General features: G+C 31.9%; 13 protein-coding genes. 9 read left to right on the top strand and 4 right to left on the bottom strand.

The window, feature by feature from the left end:
• The first annotated feature begins 41 nt into the window (after positions 1 to 41).
• From spoIIR to CLOCEL_RS15465, 3 genes are all read left to right on the top strand, one after another.
• Positions 42 to 890, top strand: a complete 849-nt coding sequence (spoIIR, locus tag CLOCEL_RS15475; RefSeq protein ID WP_010075875.1) for a stage II sporulation protein R — start codon at positions 42 to 44, stop codon at positions 888 to 890.
• Positions 891 to 1,150: 260 nt separating this feature from the next.
• The gene (locus CLOCEL_RS15470; RefSeq protein ID WP_010075874.1) at positions 1,151 to 2,470 is read left to right on the top strand and encodes an ABC transporter substrate-binding protein; all 1,320 of its coding nucleotides are present in this window, start codon (positions 1,151 to 1,153) and stop codon (positions 2,468 to 2,470) included.
• A 1-nt stretch (position 2,471) separates the two neighbouring features.
• Positions 2,472 to 4,163, top strand: a complete 1,692-nt coding sequence (locus CLOCEL_RS15465) for a methyl-accepting chemotaxis protein (RefSeq protein ID WP_010075873.1) — start codon at positions 2,472 to 2,474, stop codon at positions 4,161 to 4,163.
• Positions 4,164 to 4,246: 83 nt separating this feature from the next.
• Here the strand turns inward: CLOCEL_RS15465 and CLOCEL_RS15460 are convergent, their stop codons facing one another.
• Positions 4,247 to 5,407, bottom strand: coding sequence for an MGDG synthase family glycosyltransferase (locus tag CLOCEL_RS15460; RefSeq protein ID WP_010075872.1), 1,161 nt, complete (start codon positions 5,405 to 5,407; stop codon positions 4,247 to 4,249).
• A 273-nt stretch (positions 5,408 to 5,680) separates the two neighbouring features.
• Between CLOCEL_RS15460 and CLOCEL_RS15455 the strand changes: the two genes are divergently transcribed.
• The 4 genes from CLOCEL_RS15455 to CLOCEL_RS15440 all read left to right on the top strand — a co-directional run bounded on the left by CLOCEL_RS15455 (position 5,681) and on the right by CLOCEL_RS15440 (position 9,396).
• Positions 5,681 to 6,706: a D-alanine--D-alanine ligase family protein gene (locus CLOCEL_RS15455; RefSeq protein WP_010075871.1), complete on the top strand. Its 1,026-nt coding sequence runs from the start codon at positions 5,681 to 5,683 to the stop codon at positions 6,704 to 6,706.
• A gap of 87 nt (positions 6,707 to 6,793) precedes the next feature.
• Positions 6,794 to 7,231 (top strand): YwiB family protein, encoded by a 438-nt coding sequence (locus tag CLOCEL_RS15450; RefSeq protein WP_010075870.1) that lies wholly within the window; start codon positions 6,794 to 6,796, stop codon positions 7,229 to 7,231.
• Between the two features lie 31 nt (positions 7,232 to 7,262).
• The gene (locus CLOCEL_RS15445; RefSeq protein ID WP_010075869.1) at positions 7,263 to 7,592 is read left to right on the top strand and encodes a hypothetical protein; all 330 of its coding nucleotides are present in this window, start codon (positions 7,263 to 7,265) and stop codon (positions 7,590 to 7,592) included.
• Between the two features lie 196 nt (positions 7,593 to 7,788).
• Positions 7,789 to 9,396 carry a CTP synthase gene (locus CLOCEL_RS15440; RefSeq protein ID WP_010075868.1) on the top strand — a complete coding sequence of 536 codons (1,608 nt, stop codon included), beginning with the start codon at positions 7,789 to 7,791 and terminating at the stop codon, positions 9,394 to 9,396.
• A gap of 212 nt (positions 9,397 to 9,608) precedes the next feature.
• On the opposite strand, the gene CLOCEL_RS15435 is transcribed toward CLOCEL_RS15440, so the two are convergent.
• Both CLOCEL_RS15435 and CLOCEL_RS15430 read right to left on the bottom strand, forming a co-directional pair.
• Positions 9,609 to 11,330, bottom strand: a complete 1,722-nt coding sequence (locus CLOCEL_RS15435) for a polysaccharide deacetylase family protein (RefSeq protein WP_013291823.1) — start codon at positions 11,328 to 11,330, stop codon at positions 9,609 to 9,611.
• Between the two features lie 163 nt (positions 11,331 to 11,493).
• Positions 11,494 to 11,745: a hypothetical protein gene (locus tag CLOCEL_RS15430; RefSeq protein WP_010075866.1), complete on the bottom strand. Its 252-nt coding sequence runs from the start codon at positions 11,743 to 11,745 to the stop codon at positions 11,494 to 11,496.
• Positions 11,746 to 12,391: 646 nt separating this feature from the next.
• On the opposite strand from CLOCEL_RS15430, the gene motA reads away from it, so the two are divergent.
• Both motA and CLOCEL_RS15420 read left to right on the top strand, forming a co-directional pair.
• Positions 12,392 to 13,189: a flagellar motor stator protein MotA gene (motA, locus tag CLOCEL_RS15425; protein WP_010075865.1), complete on the top strand. Its 798-nt coding sequence runs from the start codon at positions 12,392 to 12,394 to the stop codon at positions 13,187 to 13,189.
• A gap of 2 nt (positions 13,190 to 13,191) precedes the next feature.
• Positions 13,192 to 13,929, top strand: coding sequence for a flagellar motor protein MotB (locus CLOCEL_RS15420; protein ID WP_010075864.1), 738 nt, complete (start codon positions 13,192 to 13,194; stop codon positions 13,927 to 13,929).
• A 229-nt stretch (positions 13,930 to 14,158) separates the two neighbouring features.
• On the opposite strand, the gene CLOCEL_RS15415 is transcribed toward CLOCEL_RS15420, so the two are convergent.
• A complete protein-coding gene (locus CLOCEL_RS15415) occupies positions 14,159 to 16,171 on the bottom strand; it encodes an Ig-like domain-containing protein (RefSeq protein ID WP_010075863.1) in 2,013 nt (670 codons plus the stop codon).
• Positions 16,172 to 16,246: the final 75 nt, after the last annotated feature.

Raw genomic sequence — 16,246 nt, 5'->3', positions numbered from 1 at the left:
TGTAAATAATAGCAGTAGAGAGAAGAAAAGGAGAGGTGTGTATGAAGAAACTTTCTGTTGTTATTATAATTTTGTTAATTGTATTTTTGGCTATACCAAGTAATGAGGAAGTACAAGGTATTATTGATGGAAGAAATGTTATAACCCAACAGGTGAAAGATACTAGTGAAATAGGAGTTCTTAACACTAAAGAACAAAATGAAAATGGACAAGTTATGCAAGAAGAAATTGCAAAAAAGTTAATTAGATTTCATGTAATTGCAAATAGTGATAGCGATGATGATCAGAAATTGAAGCTTAAGGTGAGAGATGAAGTGTTAAAATTTATTGCGCCTAAGCTCAAGGAATCAAAATCTATTGATGAATCTAGAGGTTTGATTATGGAAAATGATCAAAATATAAAAAATATAGCAAAAGAGATAATAAATAAAAATGGATATAATTATTCAGTAAAAACAACGCTAGGACAATGCAATTTTCCAGTTAAAGAATATGGTAATATAATTTTGCCTGCAGGAGAATATGAAGCTTATAGAATTGTCATAGGTGATGGTGAAGGTAAGAACTGGTGGTGTGTTATGTTTCCACCTCTATGCTTTGTTGATATAACAAAGGGACAAGTTGCTTATGAGGAAACAAAGGAAGAAATGAAGACAGTATTAAATGATGAAGAATATAGTTATATAGATAAAGAAAAAGATTCAAGTAATGAAAGTTTGCAAAGTAAAGAAGAAAACAATGATAGTGCCCAAAAGGAAGAGTCAGCAATGGAAGAAGATAAAAATGAGTCTGGTAATAATGATGAAGAAAATAAAAATGATGGGGAAGATACAAAGATTGAAGTTAGATTTAAAGTAGTAGATGTGATTGATGATATATTTAATAAGTAGTATTAAAATACCATATAAGTTTTTAATAGGTTTTAAATTTAGGTGACTTAAGTTTTTGAGTCACCTTTTTAAATTAAATTAAAAATTTGCGAAAAATATATTAAGTGATTGTTGAATGAAAACGATATACTGCGTATAATGAAAAAATAATTGAATAGCATTGCAAGGAATAGAAATGTAAATCACAGATAAAATTTGTGATATTTATGTAATCCGCTTATTACAATTCTCTTTACAATGATTACAAGGAGGAATTACGAATGAAGAAGAATAAAATTTTTAAGAAACTTTTAGTAGGTGTATTAGTGGCAACTTTAATTCCTGGTATTTTAGGGTGTAGTAATAAAAATATTAAGGATGAATCAGTAAATAAAAGTGGTGAAAAGGTTACTTTAAAAATGCTTTGGTGGGGAAATGATAAAAGAAAGGGAATAACAGAGGATGTTATTAAACTATATCAGAAGAATCATCCAAATGTGGAATTTCAAACAGAAAGTGTTTCTAGTACAGCTGATATAAAAAAAGATTTAGCTTTGAAAACAGCAGAAGGTGAAATCCCAGATATTATACAAATGGATTTGGACTTTATATATAATTATGCTGAGCGTAAGCTGCTAGAACCTCTTGATTCTTACATTGATCAGAATGTTTTAAATCTTTCTGATGTGGACGAAGCGTCTCTTGAAGGTGGAAGGCTTAATGAACAATTATATGGGGTACCTCTGGGGATTAATGCTTATTGCCTAGTTGTAAACCCAACTGTGTTTGAAAAAGCTGGAGTAGGTATTCTTGAAAATGGTTATACCTATGATGACTTGTATAAGACAGCAAAAGAATTAAAAGCAAAGATAACAGATTCGGATTTTTATCCGATAGCAAACTTTATTGATTTTAATAGTTTTGTTAGATCAAAAGGTAGTTTTTATTTTGGAGAATCCGGTACAGAACTAGGTTATACTGATGATAAAATTATGGCAGAATATCTTTCTATTCAGAAAAAATGGGTAGATGAAGGGCTTATTGTGCCACCAAGTAATAAGACGGACAAAAATACATTAATTGCATCTGGTAAATCTGCATTGATGTACGGTACTAGTAATAGTGCTGCTGGAATAAGTAAAACGGCAAAAACAGTTATGAAGATAATAACTGTTCCTTCAGTTACAAAAGGAAATATAACTAGTTCTATTAGACAATCGATGTTTTTTAGTGTGTCGTCTTATTCTAAATATAAAAAAGAGGCTGTAGAATTTATTAACTTTTTTACAAATGATTTAGAAGCTAATAATATTTTGATGGGAGATAGGGGGGTTCCAATTTCTGATAAGGTTAGTGAGAGCCTTCAACAAAAAATAACTGAAGCTGATAAGCAGCAATATACCTTTATGGAATATATTAAGCAACATCCTAGTTCAGTAAAAGTAAATCCACCAAATCCTAATACTTCAGGGAATGTGAATTCACTTTTATCAATTTTATATAATGATGTGATAAGTGGAAAAACCACACCAGAGGAAGCTTCAAAAAAGTTTCGAGAGAAAGGGAACAAGATACTAGAAGGTTTCAAAGGGGGGCAATAATATGAGAATGACAATTCGCAGAAAATTATATGGTGGGTTTTCTATAGTACTAATGTTTTTGATTTTTGTATTTATAGGAAGTTATGTATTAACTAGTAGAATAAATAGTAGTTACTCAAACTTAATTGGTAATACTGTAACCATCGTAAATCATATTAAAGGTTTAAGTAGTGCAATTAGTGAAGAGCAAGCTAGTGTAAATTATTATCTTATAACTGGAGATCCAGTTTATCTAGAGGCTTATCAACAAGCGTTTAATAGCTATAATGAAAAAAGTAAAGTAATTGCTGAACTTATAAATGATAAAGAAGGTTGGAGAACTCTGCAAGGGTTAGACTTAATTCAAGAGCAATATGTTATTGCTGCAGATCAAATGATTGATGATAAAGGAAAAAATAAAGTTGAAAAGTATACCTCGTCAGCTGGGAGTCAAGGAAAATTAGTTCAAACTTTTAGTGCAGTTTCAGAGGAATTTGTTAAAACTCAAGAAGATATTTTAAGTAAAGAGATTGATGATACTAAAAAGATGGCTGATTCCGCAAAAATAATTATCACAGTTATTACTCTTATTGCATTAGTGTTGGGACTGTATATATCACTCTGGATTAGTAATTTAATTTCAAAACCGATTATAAAACTTTCTAAAGAGGCTGCTAAAATTGCAGAAGGTGATCTTACAGGTGAAGAAATAAAAAACAATAGTGATGATGAAATTAGTGAATTGGTGAAAGCTTTTAATAAGATGACCAATGGTTTAAGGGATATATTAGCAGAGGTTGGAGCAGCAGCTTCACAGGTAGCTGGATCAGCAGAAGATTTATTCGAGGGATCAAAACAAAGTAAAGAAGCGATAAAATATGTTGCAACTATTACACAAGAAGTTGCAACTGGGACAGATCGTGAAGTTGTTAGTGTAGATGAAGGTGTGCAATCAGTACGTGAAATGAATAATGAAGCTAGTGCAATTGATACAAAGTCCTATGATGTAAGAGAGCAAGTGGTTAAGGCTTCTAATGTGATAGTAGAGGGGAATGAAGCAGTTCATAAAGCTGTAAGACAAATGAATTCTATTCAATATACGGTAGCTGAGATTGCGAAAATAGTTCGTGAACTTGGAAATGAATCTAATAAGATAAATGAGATCATTGGATTAATTACAGATATTGCATCTCAGACTAATTTACTTTCACTAAATGCATCAATAGAAGCGGCAAGAGCAGGAGAAGCCGGAAAAGGTTTTGCTGTTGTAGCGTCAGAAGTAAGTAAGCTTGCTGATCAAACAGCAACTTCTGGAAAGCAAGTATCGGAAGTTATTAATAATATCTTAATAAAGACTAATAAAACTATAGATGCGGTTATACAAAGTGAACGAGAAGTTAGAGATGGAATTGAAGCTGTTAATAAAGCAGGAACATCTTTTGAAATAATAGAGAACTCTATTGGTGAAGTAAGAGATACAATTGAAGATGTTTCAATAGCGTGTAAGCATATGAGCAAAGATACAGAACAACTAGTAGAGAACTTTGAGACTATCAATGAAATAACAAAAAATGTTGCAGAAGGTTCAAGGAATGTATCTGCATATACTGAGGAACAGTTAGCAACAATGGAAGAAGTAGAAAACTCAGCTGCTATGTTAAGTCAAATGTCATCACATTTACTTGAACTTATCAGCAAGTTCAGAATAAAGTAGAATAATGTAAGTTACTCAATGGATAAATTGGTTTAAGGATTCCAATAGAATAAGAAATTTCTTGCATAAAAAAGGCTTAAGTCCTAAGAGATAACTGGACTTAAGCCTTTTGAATTATCCAAAAGTGATTTTAAAAGTTTATAAATATCTTCTGCACTATTAGGCTTTGAAAAATTTTGGCAATTTCTTTTCATTGAGATGAGCTTTGAGTCAGATTCTATAAGCTTTTTAATAGTTGATATATAGTATTTATCTTCAACAAGATCAATTGCAAGGTTATGTTTAGTTAAAAATTCGATATTTCTTACTTCTTGCCCTGGGAGTTTTGAAATTATCGCCATTGGCAATTCACATATAAGTGCTTCAGTGATAGTTAATCCACCAGGCTTTGTAAGAAGAAGATCGCTAGCTTGCATGATTTTATTAACGTCTTGTGTATATCCTAAAATTCTAGAAGAATCATGGGTATAAGTTTCCTTAAGTTCTATAAGTTTGTTATATAATTTTTTATTTGTTCCACAAATAACAATTAGTTGAACATCGATTTGTTCTTTTATGAATTTTTTATAGATATCAGATATATTGCCAAGACCTAAACTTCCCCCCATAAGAGTTATTGTTTTTCTATTTGGATCTAAATTGTATTTTTTTAGAGTTGAAACTCGGTCGAATTTTTTTAAAAAATTATTTTCAATTGGTATTCCTAAAGGGTAAATAATTTTTTTATCTATACCTCTCTCTACCATTTCATTTTTCATATCCTTGTTTGAGACTATGTAAGCGTCTGTGCCTGGATGAAGCCAAGTAGCGTGAGGTGCATAGTCTGTAAGGACAGTGATAGCTGGGCAGCTTATATTGTATTCTAATTTTAAACACGATATTATATTTGCAGAAAAAGGATGGGTAGCAATTAAAAGATCTGGATTCCAGTCTTTTATCAGTTCACTGATCCTGCTAGCTATAATCTGATTAAATTTAGACAAAACAGAATAAGTAAAACCAGTGTCCTCGAGAGTATCTACATCAGTAGATTTATATAATTTCTCAAAAATAGAAGGGGATATTTTCAAACTTTGAAGATAACTTCCAACTATTACTTTATCTAAAACAGGATTAATAACCTTTATAGTATCTATGATTTCAACCTTTGAATCTGGTTCCTTTTGGAGTATTTTATTTTTAATTGCATTTGCAGCGTGGCCATGACCACCGCCAACTGCTACTGAAAGAATCATTGTATTCATATACATCCACCTTAATTAAAAGAAATTGATAAGATATTTATGTCAGTATAAGTATTATATACTTTAATGACAATAAAATAAAGATTTATAATGTTATGAATTTCAAATAGTGGTTAAAAAAAAGAAATAAATAACTTTTCAATAGATTAATTTAAGAATCTTGTCCTTACCTAATAATATTCACGAATATTCAGTTATATTTGCATTTTCATATACTGTGGAATGTGGTTTAATAATATATTAGATGGATGAGCAAAATATAGGAGGGGGACAATGAATAAGAATATAGCAGTTATTTTTGGAGGACAATCATCAGAGTATGATATATCTTTAGCATCAGCAGCTTATGTGCTAAATAATATAGATAAAACAAAATACGGGGTTTACCCTATAGGGATTTCTAAGGAAGGTTTATGGTATGAATATACCGGATCTATAGATAAAATAGAGGATGGATCTTGGATTAATGACGAATATTACAAAATACCAGATGGGGAGAGGGTGTTATTCAATAAAGAAGTAGATGTGGTATTTCCACTTTTACATGGTTTTTGTGGAGAAGATGGAACTATTCAGGGATTATGTAAACTTTTAAGGCTTCCTTGTGTAGGTGCTAGTGTTTTATCGTCAGCATTATGTATGGATAAGGCTTATTCAAAATACATACTAGAGGATTTTAACATAAATGTTACTCCTTATGAGGTGATAGAAGAAAGAGAATACTTAAATAACAAAAGTAGTTATAAAGAAAAAGTTATTAAGAAATTAGGGGAAGAGGTTTTCGTGAAACCATCTAATGGTGGATCTAGTGTAGGGGTGTCGAAGCTTAAAGCAGAAGATAGTTTTGAAGTAGCTATTGAAAAAGCTTTTAAATACGATAAAAGAGTTTTAGTTGAGAAAGCAATAGCTGCAAGAGAGATAAAGGTGGCAATTATTGAGGATGGTATAGAACTTAAAACAAAAATAGGTGAAGTTGTTTATAAGAATTCTAATAAGGAATTCTATGATTATGAGGTGAAATATACTGAAGGAATGAATGAATTAATAGTTCCTGCAAAACTTGAAACTGAAGTTATGGATAAAATTGAAGCACTGGCACTTAAAGCATATAAAGTATTAGATTGTAGGGGGATGGCTAGGGTAGATTTCTTTATAGATAGATATACTAGCGAGATTTATTTAAATGAAATCAATACCATTCCTGGCTTTACAAGGTTCAGTAGTTTTCCAAAATTATGGGAAGTTGCAGGAGTAACTCCTACGGAATTGATAAATATATTGATAAAAAATGCTGAATAAAAGAGTTTCAAATATGCACTAAAAAATAATTATATAATTTTTGAATAGAGCCTTGAAGTATTAAAATAGTGGCTGAAAAGGAGCATTATGAAAAGAGCGATTATAACAATTTCTAGTAAGCAAAGTATAGAAGACGAAAAAATAGAATCAATAACACCTGGTCAGTTCTATGAACGTAATGGGGGATATTATGCAGTTTATAAGGAAACTGAGATATCTGGCATGAAAGGGACCACTACCACATTAAAAATTAAAGATGGAAAAGTTATTCTCATAAGAACTGGCACAACCAAAGGTAAGATGGAGTTTGCTGACAATCATCATTACATGTGTATATATAGCACACAATATGGGGATATTGAATTACAAATGCACACAAAGTCTGTAGATATTGATGTCAATGAAAATGGTGGAGAGGTATTTATAGATTATTCTATTAATCTGGATCAAGATATGCCTATTTTTACTAAGATGCATATCAATATAAGAACTATGAAGGATGATGAGGAGGAAGGGATTAAATAATTATAAAAAAATGTGGAATTAAATTATAAGATTGTGGATAAAATCACCTAATGAGGTGAGAATTCTGGATAAAAAACGTTATTATAAGATTATAAAAGCTATCTGTGATGAAAATAATATACAAACAGAAGAGCTTATTCATATATTACAAAACAAAAATTTTAAATATATATTTCTTTTAATATTAAAAAATAATAATTGTATAGAATATGATGAATTACAGAAGCTTTTTAATCTTAAAACAAAGAAATCTATAAACTACGGATGTAAAAAAGCTAAAGAGAGTTTATTAATAAATAAAGAATTTAGAAATTTGTATTACGAGTATGAAAAAAATATATATGAAAAAATCCAAGAATAGTCGAAAAATTACGGAAAAAAATGAAAAGTTGAAATAAAATAAAAAAAGGCTGGCAAAAAACAAAGATTTATGTTAACATAATGGATATGTTTTTAACAAGCAATAAGAACCCTATTTTATAGGGTAATTTTAATTATAATATATATAATGATTGTTGTCAATAGGTTTAGTAGATTATTTTAGGAGGAATTGGTAGATGAAAAACACTAAGTTCATATTCGTTACCGGCGGAGTTGTATCAGGTCTCGGAAAAGGGATTACGGCAGCGTCACTTGGAAGACTATTAAAAAATAGAGGATTGAAAGTATCAATACAAAAGTTCGATCCTTATTTAAATGTTGATCCAGGTACTATGAGTCCATATCAACATGGAGAGGTATTTGTAACTGACGATGGAGCTGAAACAGATTTAGATCTTGGTCACTATGAAAGATTTATTGATGAAAATTTAACGAAATCCAGTTCAGTAACAAGCGGTAAAGTATATTGGAGTGTTTTGTCGAAGGAAAGAAGAGGGGATTACCTAGGTGGAACTGTTCAAGTAATTCCACACATAACAAACGAGTTAAAAGAAAGAGTATATAGAGTAGCAAAGGATAAGGATGTAGATGTTGTTATCACAGAAATTGGTGGTACTGTTGGAGATATTGAATCTCTTCCATTCCTTGAAGCTATAAGACAAATTAAATATGATGTAGGTAGTGAAAATGTCTGTTACATACATGTTACTTTGGTTCCACACTTAAAGATGGGTGGAGAGTTAAAAACAAAACCAACTCAACATTCTGTTAAAGAGTTAAGAAGTATAGGTATACAACCAGATGTTATAGTTTGCCGTTCAGAATTAGAAATTTCCGATGATTTAAAAGCTAAGATGAGTTTATTCTGCAACGTTGATAAAGAAGCTGTTATCCAAAACTTAGATGCTAGACATTTATATGAAGTTCCATTAATGTTACATAAAGAAGGATTAGATGATTATGTAATTAAGAAATTAAATATTAACTGCGATCCTGTTGATAATACAGAATGGGAAGCTATGGTTGAAAAAATATTAAACCTTAAAAATGAAGTTAATATAGCTTTAGTTGGTAAGTATGTAGAGCTTCATGATGCATATATTTCTGTAGTTGAATCTTTAAACCATGGTGGCTTTGCAAATGACAGTAAAGTTAACATAAAATGGGTTAATTCTGTAGAACTTGAAGATCAAGATGTAAATGAAGTATTAAAGGATGTTGATGGAATTTTAGTACCTGGAGGCTTTGGAGATAGAGGAGTTGAAGGTAAAATATCTGCAATAAAATATGCAAGAGAAAATAAAATTCCATTCTTCGGTATATGCCTAGGAATGCAATGTGCAGTTATTGAATATGCTAGAAATGTAATTGGTCTTGACGGAGCACATAGTGCAGAAATAGCACCAAATACAAAATATCCAGTTATAGATTTAATGCCAGATCAACAAGATATTGATGAAAAAGGCGGAACTATGAGACTTGGTTTATATGCTTGTAGGTTGTTAAAGGGTACTAATGCAGAAGCTGCATATGGAGATAATCCCATATATGAAAGACATAGACATAGATATGAATTTAACAATGAATTTAGAACAGAACTTACTGAAGGTGGATTAGTTTTATCAGGAACAAGTCCAGATACAAAACTTGTTGAAATTGTAGAAGTAAAAGACCATCCATGGTATGTAGCAGTTCAATTCCATCCTGAGTTAAAATCTAGACCAAACAATCCTCATCCATTATTTAGAGATTTCATCAAGGCGTCCTTAGATAATAAAAAATAGTTTTAGTTAAGAAGATTGCATATAGTGATGTTGGTTCGCTATAAATGCAATGTATGGAAACTTTAAGTAGTAGTTCAAATGGAAAATCCCTTCTAGACAATAAATGCTTTAGTAATAATTGTTTAGAAGGGATTCTTTTTTTATTATTTATAAAATGTCTTGTGGAAGCTGCCGTGGATAACTAAAAAATATAATAGCTTATTGAAATTATTTTACAATAGTAGTTGTTGCAAGCTATAGCCCAAAGCTCTCATTCTATCAATAACAGTAGCTAGTATACTGGTATTAGTACTAGATACACCATGAAGAAGATAAATAGCTCCAGGATGGACGGAGGATATTATTTTGTTTAATGCAAAAACTGGGTCAGGTTGATTATTGGTATCCCAATCATTATAGGCAAAACTCCAAAACACTGTCGAATATTTTAATTGTTCTAGGAGACATAGTGTTTTATAACTATAATATCCAGAAGGGGGACGAAGCATTTTGAGTATATCTTTACCTGTTACGGATTTGTATTTATTTTCTACTCCTAGTATTTCAGCATTAAATAATGCTGGAGTGTCAGCTAAATCAGGAAGCGTAGGATGATTTACTGTATGGTTTGCAACTATATGCCCCTCATTTACCATTCTTTTAATTAAAGTAGGGTTGTTATCGATATAATTTCCTGTAACAAAAAATACAGCTTTAACCTCTTTGTTTTTTAAGGTGTCTAGAATTGTATTGGTATAACCAGCTTCATAGCCTAAGTCAAAGGTTAGATAAATAACTTTTGAGTTGGAGTTAAATATATAGTAACCATTGAACTTTGATATTTCAGTATTAGCTGCTGGTATAACGTTCTGAGGAGCAGGAATATAATACCAAGATAAAGTGGTGTTGTCATATATTGAGCAGTCTAATGAAGTAGGGATTGTTGATTTTTTAAATATCCATTGATTGTTTCCAAGCTTATACCAACCATTACTTTCTTGGAAAATATTAATTATACTGTCTTGAGGGAGAGTTCTTACAATATCTAAAGAATTAGAAGGACCAATAAATATATTTGAAGAAGTTTCTATTACTTTAGAAATATTTGTTGTGTCTTTGGATATAAATATTTCTATAGCTTCTAATCGCAAAGATTTACCTGTGGTACCAGCAATTGAACCATCTCGTTGCCAAGGAAGCCAACCTAAACCTTGAACGTGTGCTCTATACTCCACGTGATAGCCAGTAGGCATGTTTTCTAGTATCATTGATATTGCTTCAAGTCTTTTGCTTTGTCCAACAGTACCGCTGGTTGCACCATCATAAAACCAATCTTGCCACCCAATATCTTGAATATGAGATTTATATTTAATTCTTGCACCTAATGGGGCATTTGCCAACTGGATTTTTACTGCTTCAAGTCTTTTGCTTTGTCCAACAGTACCGCTAAGAGTACAGTTGTATACTGAATTTTGCCAACCTAAGTCTTGGATATGAGATTGATAGATTACACCAACATCGTCTTTTAAGATAAAAATTTCTATTGCCTCTAATCTTTTAGATAACCCGACGGTTCCTGCAACTTGTCCATCTAATACCCAATTTTGCCAACCTATATCTTGTACATGAGCTCTATAGGCTACATGGTAGCCTAAAGGTAACCCTTCTAAGGCTATAGAGATAGCCTCGAGTCTTTTGCTTTGGTTAACTAGCCCACTAACAGCTCCATCGTAAACCCAATTTAACCATCCGAAATTTTGCATATGACATCTATATTTAATTTTTGCTCCTGTTGGAGCATTTAATAAGTTTATTCGTATTGCTTCTACTCTTATAGATTGTCCAACTGTTCCACTTAATTGACCGTTACTAACCCAGTTTTGCCAACCGGTATTTTGAAGATAACATTGATAGGTTACTCCTAAATTACTAATTGATGAAATATTCAAATACATCACTTCCTTTAACAATAATGTATTCGAAGATAAATAAAATGTTATTGATCAATAATATGATTTTTGAAAAAACTTTGATATTTATAAGAGGTGGTGATATATCTTGAAATTTTATGAAAGAAAAAAACCGGAACGAATTAATTAATTTGCTCCGGATAATGTTTTAGGATTGTATATCGTTTAGAATTTTTTTTGCAATTGCATCAACATCCAAAGAATCATCTACCTGTAGTGGAACTTTATGACTAAATCCTTTTGCTTCGCCTGTTAAATAGACTATTTCACCTGTTGTTTCATCAACCTTTTTTAAAACCCTAGCAACATCACCAGCTTTTACAAGCAATGTCTTTCCTTTAGAAGTTGGAACTTGGTGATTTTTTGTGAATTTAATTTGTTGTCCTATCTTTACTTTCATATTGCATTTTAATGAGTGAATTGTTATTCATAAGACACTCATTAAAGCTATCCCCCTTTCAATTAGGCATTGTAATTAATATAGATTTATATATTTTTTTAAACCTCAATTTATAAATTTATACTATAAACGATTGATGCTAATCCAAATACCAATAAGTTCTATGTAGAATCCTTATTGGAACATAGATAGCCTAATTTTATTATCGGTTGTTTCTATATAATTATTAATATATTTTAATTAGAGTTCAATTATTTAAGTAACTTTTAGCTTTTTAATAGAATAAATAAGTTAACTTTTAAATGAAAAAATTTTAATTTTAGCATTAGAGGTCTAATTATAGATGCTAATAGCCTAAATCAAAGTTATTAGTTAAATTTATAGCCTTGCTTCTTTGGTGTAATAGTAAAAAGATTTTTCGATGTTTTTAGTTATGGCTACGGGTATCTATATTAAGGGTTAAATAAATAAAATACATTACAACAAACGATAAAAAACGTCATAGTTATACAAAAACTAACTAAATGTTTAAAAGAATTATTCGATACTTTAAATGTGATTGAAGAGTAGGGTTGAAAATGCCTGTGAAAAAAATTCAATTTTATTCAAATTTAAAACATAAAATTTTTACGGAGGTTAAAAGTAGATGGACATATTTCTGGTTATAGGCGTTGTTACAGGTTTACTTGCAGTAGTTGTTGGTATGATTGTTAAGGGGGCGGATGTAACAGTTTTATTAAATCCTGCAGCGGCAATAATTATAATTATTGGAACTATAGCAGCAGTAATGAATTCCTTCCCGAAAAAAGATTTTCTTAGAATTCCGAAGATAGCACGTGTACTATTTAAAGAAAGTAAGACTGACGATCCTGTTGAAATCATAAAACAGATAATTGAAATGTCTCAAACAACAAGAAAGAATGGATTGTTGGCACTGGAAAGTGTTGTACAAAGTACAGAGAATAGATTTATGAGAAAAGGACTTGAAATGGTAGTAGACGGTATAGAACAAGACTATATTAGGGAAGTTCAAACTATTGAAATAGAGCAAATGGAGGAAAGACATCGCTCTGGTGCATCTATTTTTACCACTGCTGGTGGTGCTGCTCCAACCCTTGGAGTTCTTGGTGCGGTTATAGGACTAATAGGTGCTCTTGGAAACTTAAATGATACTGAGAAACTAGGGCATATGATAGCTGCAGCCTTTGTTGCTACGTTATATGGTATTTTCTTTGGATATGTAATATGCCACCCATTCGCATCAAGATTAAAAAGAAAATCACATGAAGAAATTAGTAGTATGTATATTATTTTAGAAGGAATTCTTTCGATTCAAGCTGGTGAAAACTCAAAGAGTATTGAAAAAAAATTGACAGGTATGCTAGAACCTAAAGATAGAGCTAAATTTGAGGAAGAATCCAATGGCCCAAATAAAGGAGAATAAGAATGAGTAAGAAAAAACAACATCATGAAGAGCATGTGGATGAAACCTGGCTTATTCCTTATGCAGATATGCTTACTCTTCTATTAGCACTTTTTATTGTTATGTTTGCTATGAGTAAACTCGATAATCAAAAAGTTAGCCAAGTTAGCCAACAACTTAATGCAATTTTTGCAGGTGGGAGTGGCATAATTCAAAGTAGTAGTGGTGCTGACAGTAGCAGTATTGCTAACGCTATTGTAGAAGCTGCACAGGAAGCGGCTGCAAAAGCTGCAGCTGGAAATGCTGAAGAAGAAAATAAAATGCATGAGTTAAAAGCTAAACTTGATCAAGAGATAGCTAGAGAAGGATATTCTGATAAAGTTATAACTGAGTTAAATAAGGATGGTTTGTATATTTCTATTCAAGACGTTATTCTTTTTAATTCTGGAGATGCTAATGTATTGAAAGAAGTATCGCCCTTATTAACTGAGATATCACATTTAATAAGGGATATAGATAACAGAATCAGGATTGTAGGACATACAGACAATGTTCCCATTAGCACAGTTAAATTTAGATCAAATTGGGATTTAAGTGCCATGAGAGCTATTAATGTAATGAACTTTATGGTTGATACAGGAAAGCTTAATCCTGAGAAAGTATCTATACAAGCATATGGTGAATATATGCCAAGGTTTGATAATTCCACTGCAGAGAATAGAGCAAGAAACAGAAGAGTAGAGATATTTATTATACGATAATGAACAATGCACCACTGGATGTTAGATTTTATCCAATGACTACTATCCGTAACACTCCCATCTTCTACAAGGTGGGAGTTAGCGGCTACTACGTCCCTGGATAACGATTTCTAAGTTTCATATGGAGTAAAAAACTCCACCTGAAACTTAGAAATCTGTTTATATCTAGCATTTGTGGTGCATTTCATTTTAATTAAGATATTTTAGTATTGAGTTTATAATAAATAGATTATTTTATACTAATGTCATCTAGAGCTACATTACCAACACTCTTTGTATAAGTAAGTCTTACTTGTATAGTATTTTGAGGTATTGTATAAGTTTTTGTAGTTCCTGTTATTGGGAGTGATGTTATATTGGCTACTGTTGACCAAGAAGTACCATCATATTTTTCTACAAGTAATGCAGAAGTTGAGTTTGTTCCATTGCCTTTAATCCAAAAACTTAAAGTACCTTGAGTTGATAGGGTGAAAGTCGGTGTAGTGACTCTGTTATTAGTACCTTGCATTTTTATTGATGGAGAAGACTTTCCATAGTTACCAGTAGTGGTATATACAGCTAGTCCTGATGAGAATATCCAATTTGTTGGGATTCCAGAGGATATTGCAGAACTTGTTCCACGTACTGTAGTAAAGCCTTCACTTATTAATGTTACTGTACCTGTGCCGGTCGAAGAAGCTGAAACAGTAACTTCACAAGTAGCTGTTTTTGCACCATCAGTAGTTTTTGCTGTAATTATAGCTGTTCCAAGGCTAATGGCTGTAATTGTACCACTACTAACTGTTGCTACAGAAGTATTGCTACTTGTCCAAGAAATGGATTTGTTTGTAGCATTGGTAGGAGCAATGGTAGCTGTTAATGTTTGAGTTGCTCCAGCGGTAAGCGAAAGTGAGGTTTTGTTTAGTGAAACTCCTGTTACACTAACAGTTGTAGTTCCTGTTCCACTTCCACCAGTGCTTGTAGAGATTGGACCTTGTGGTGCGTTATATGCCCCATAAGCGAAAGTATCCGTATTCCAAGGATTATAAGAAGGTGTTGCCCATGGTTCTGCTTGGGATTCTGTTTTTTCTATAGTAGCCATTGGGGTATCTGTAGCAATGCCTTTAGTATGATTTATTCCATCGAATCCAACATATGATTCTGGTGTAGAAAGCCAATCTACTATATTTATTGAAAGAGTGGCAGCATTACCTGCACTTGTATAGCCTGCATGAGTTGATTTTGAATTCCCAGTTCCTTCGTGTTTATATTTAGTTGTTGCATCTTCGATTGGAGATGAATCACCTATGAAAGCTGCTTTACCTGCACTTGGTTTTGAAATTGCAACGAAGGCACCTTCTTTTTCTCCTCCAAAGTATAAGCCAGTATCAGCTGCACTTCCCCATTTGCTAGGTTTATCTGTTGATGATAAATAAACTAAGCCTTTTGCTTTACTTCCATCTACTATAGCTAGAGTTGAGCCTGCTGCCATTAAAATAGGTTTAACACCGGCTGTTATACCTTCAGAATCAGTAGTGCTTCTTATTCCGCTAAATCCAGCAGTTAAATTAATAGCATTAAATCTAAATCTTAATCCAAAGTTTTCGGCAAGCCAACCTTTAGTAGCATCTTGAGGATTTCTCATATCTCCGTAAGTTAAGCCCATATTATATATAGTGCTGTTGGATCTGTTATAACCGTTATACACTTCTGTTGAATCCCAAGTGTTCATATTTCTATCTGCATTATAATGGTCTGATATAAGATAAAGACCTTTTCCTGAATCGACAAATTGCTTTAATGCAGAACGCTCAGAAATGGTTAAAGGTCTATTTGCTTCTGCCATAATAAATACATCAGCGTCTTTTATAGCATCATATGTAATTACTGCTTCGTTTGAATCTACATTAGAAGTTTGTCTATCATCATAGTAACGAATGCAGCCATCACCATTTTTATCGATACCTCTGTATTCTTTTACAGTGTAACCGTGATTTACTAGATCGTCAGCGAAATCTGAAAAACCTCCATCGAGCACCCAATCTGCTTGACCTGCTGTTTCACCATGTGAGTTATCGAATAATACAAGTTTTCCGTTGTCGTTTGTAGCAGACGGATATTTTGCTGGAATTGTGTTATTCCAAGTGTAATTGGAGCCTGTAGCCGCGTTAACGGTTGTATTGGTTGGTGTTGTTATTGACAATTGAAAAGTTAATAATAGACTTGTGGTAATTAAAGTTTTCTTTAGAAAGTTTTTGATCATAAGGTAAACCCCTCCTTTTTAAAAGAATATAACAATAGTTATATTAATTGTCAATAAATATAAAAAAATATTAAC

This window comes from Clostridium cellulovorans 743B, assembly GCF_000145275.1.
Taxonomy (GTDB): domain Bacteria; phylum Bacillota; class Clostridia; order Clostridiales; family Clostridiaceae; genus Clostridium_K; species Clostridium_K cellulovorans.
Note: the sequence above shows the minus strand (reverse complement) of the source record. Positions and strands in the feature narration are given on the sequence as shown.

What these genes read in the sequence shown, in the direction of transcription:
- spoIIR (WP_010075875.1), top strand. Translation starts at nt 42, where the DNA reads ATGAAGAAACTTTCTGTTGTTATTATAATTTTGTTAATTGTATTTTTG.
- CLOCEL_RS15470 (WP_010075874.1), top strand. Translation starts at nt 1,151, where the DNA reads ATGAAGAAGAATAAAATTTTTAAGAAACTTTTAGTAGGTGTATTAGTG.
- CLOCEL_RS15465 (WP_010075873.1), top strand. Translation starts at nt 2,472, where the DNA reads ATGAGAATGACAATTCGCAGAAAATTATATGGTGGGTTTTCTATAGTA.
- CLOCEL_RS15460 (WP_010075872.1), bottom strand. Translation starts at nt 5,407, where the DNA reads ATGAATACAATGATTCTTTCAGTAGCAGTTGGCGGTGGTCATGGCCAC.
- CLOCEL_RS15455 (WP_010075871.1), top strand. Translation starts at nt 5,681, where the DNA reads ATGAATAAGAATATAGCAGTTATTTTTGGAGGACAATCATCAGAGTAT.
- CLOCEL_RS15450 (WP_010075870.1), top strand. Translation starts at nt 6,794, where the DNA reads ATGAAAAGAGCGATTATAACAATTTCTAGTAAGCAAAGTATAGAAGAC.
- CLOCEL_RS15440 (WP_010075868.1), top strand. Translation starts at nt 7,789, where the DNA reads ATGAAAAACACTAAGTTCATATTCGTTACCGGCGGAGTTGTATCAGGT.
- CLOCEL_RS15435 (WP_013291823.1), bottom strand. Translation starts at nt 11,330, where the DNA reads ATGTATTTGAATATTTCATCAATTAGTAATTTAGGAGTAACCTATCAA.
- CLOCEL_RS15430 (WP_010075866.1), bottom strand. Translation starts at nt 11,745, where the DNA reads ATGAAAGTAAAGATAGGACAACAAATTAAATTCACAAAAAATCACCAA.
- motA (WP_010075865.1), top strand. Translation starts at nt 12,392, where the DNA reads ATGGACATATTTCTGGTTATAGGCGTTGTTACAGGTTTACTTGCAGTA.
- CLOCEL_RS15420 (WP_010075864.1), top strand. Translation starts at nt 13,192, where the DNA reads ATGAGTAAGAAAAAACAACATCATGAAGAGCATGTGGATGAAACCTGG.
- CLOCEL_RS15415 (WP_010075863.1), bottom strand. Translation starts at nt 16,171, where the DNA reads ATGATCAAAAACTTTCTAAAGAAAACTTTAATTACCACAAGTCTATTA.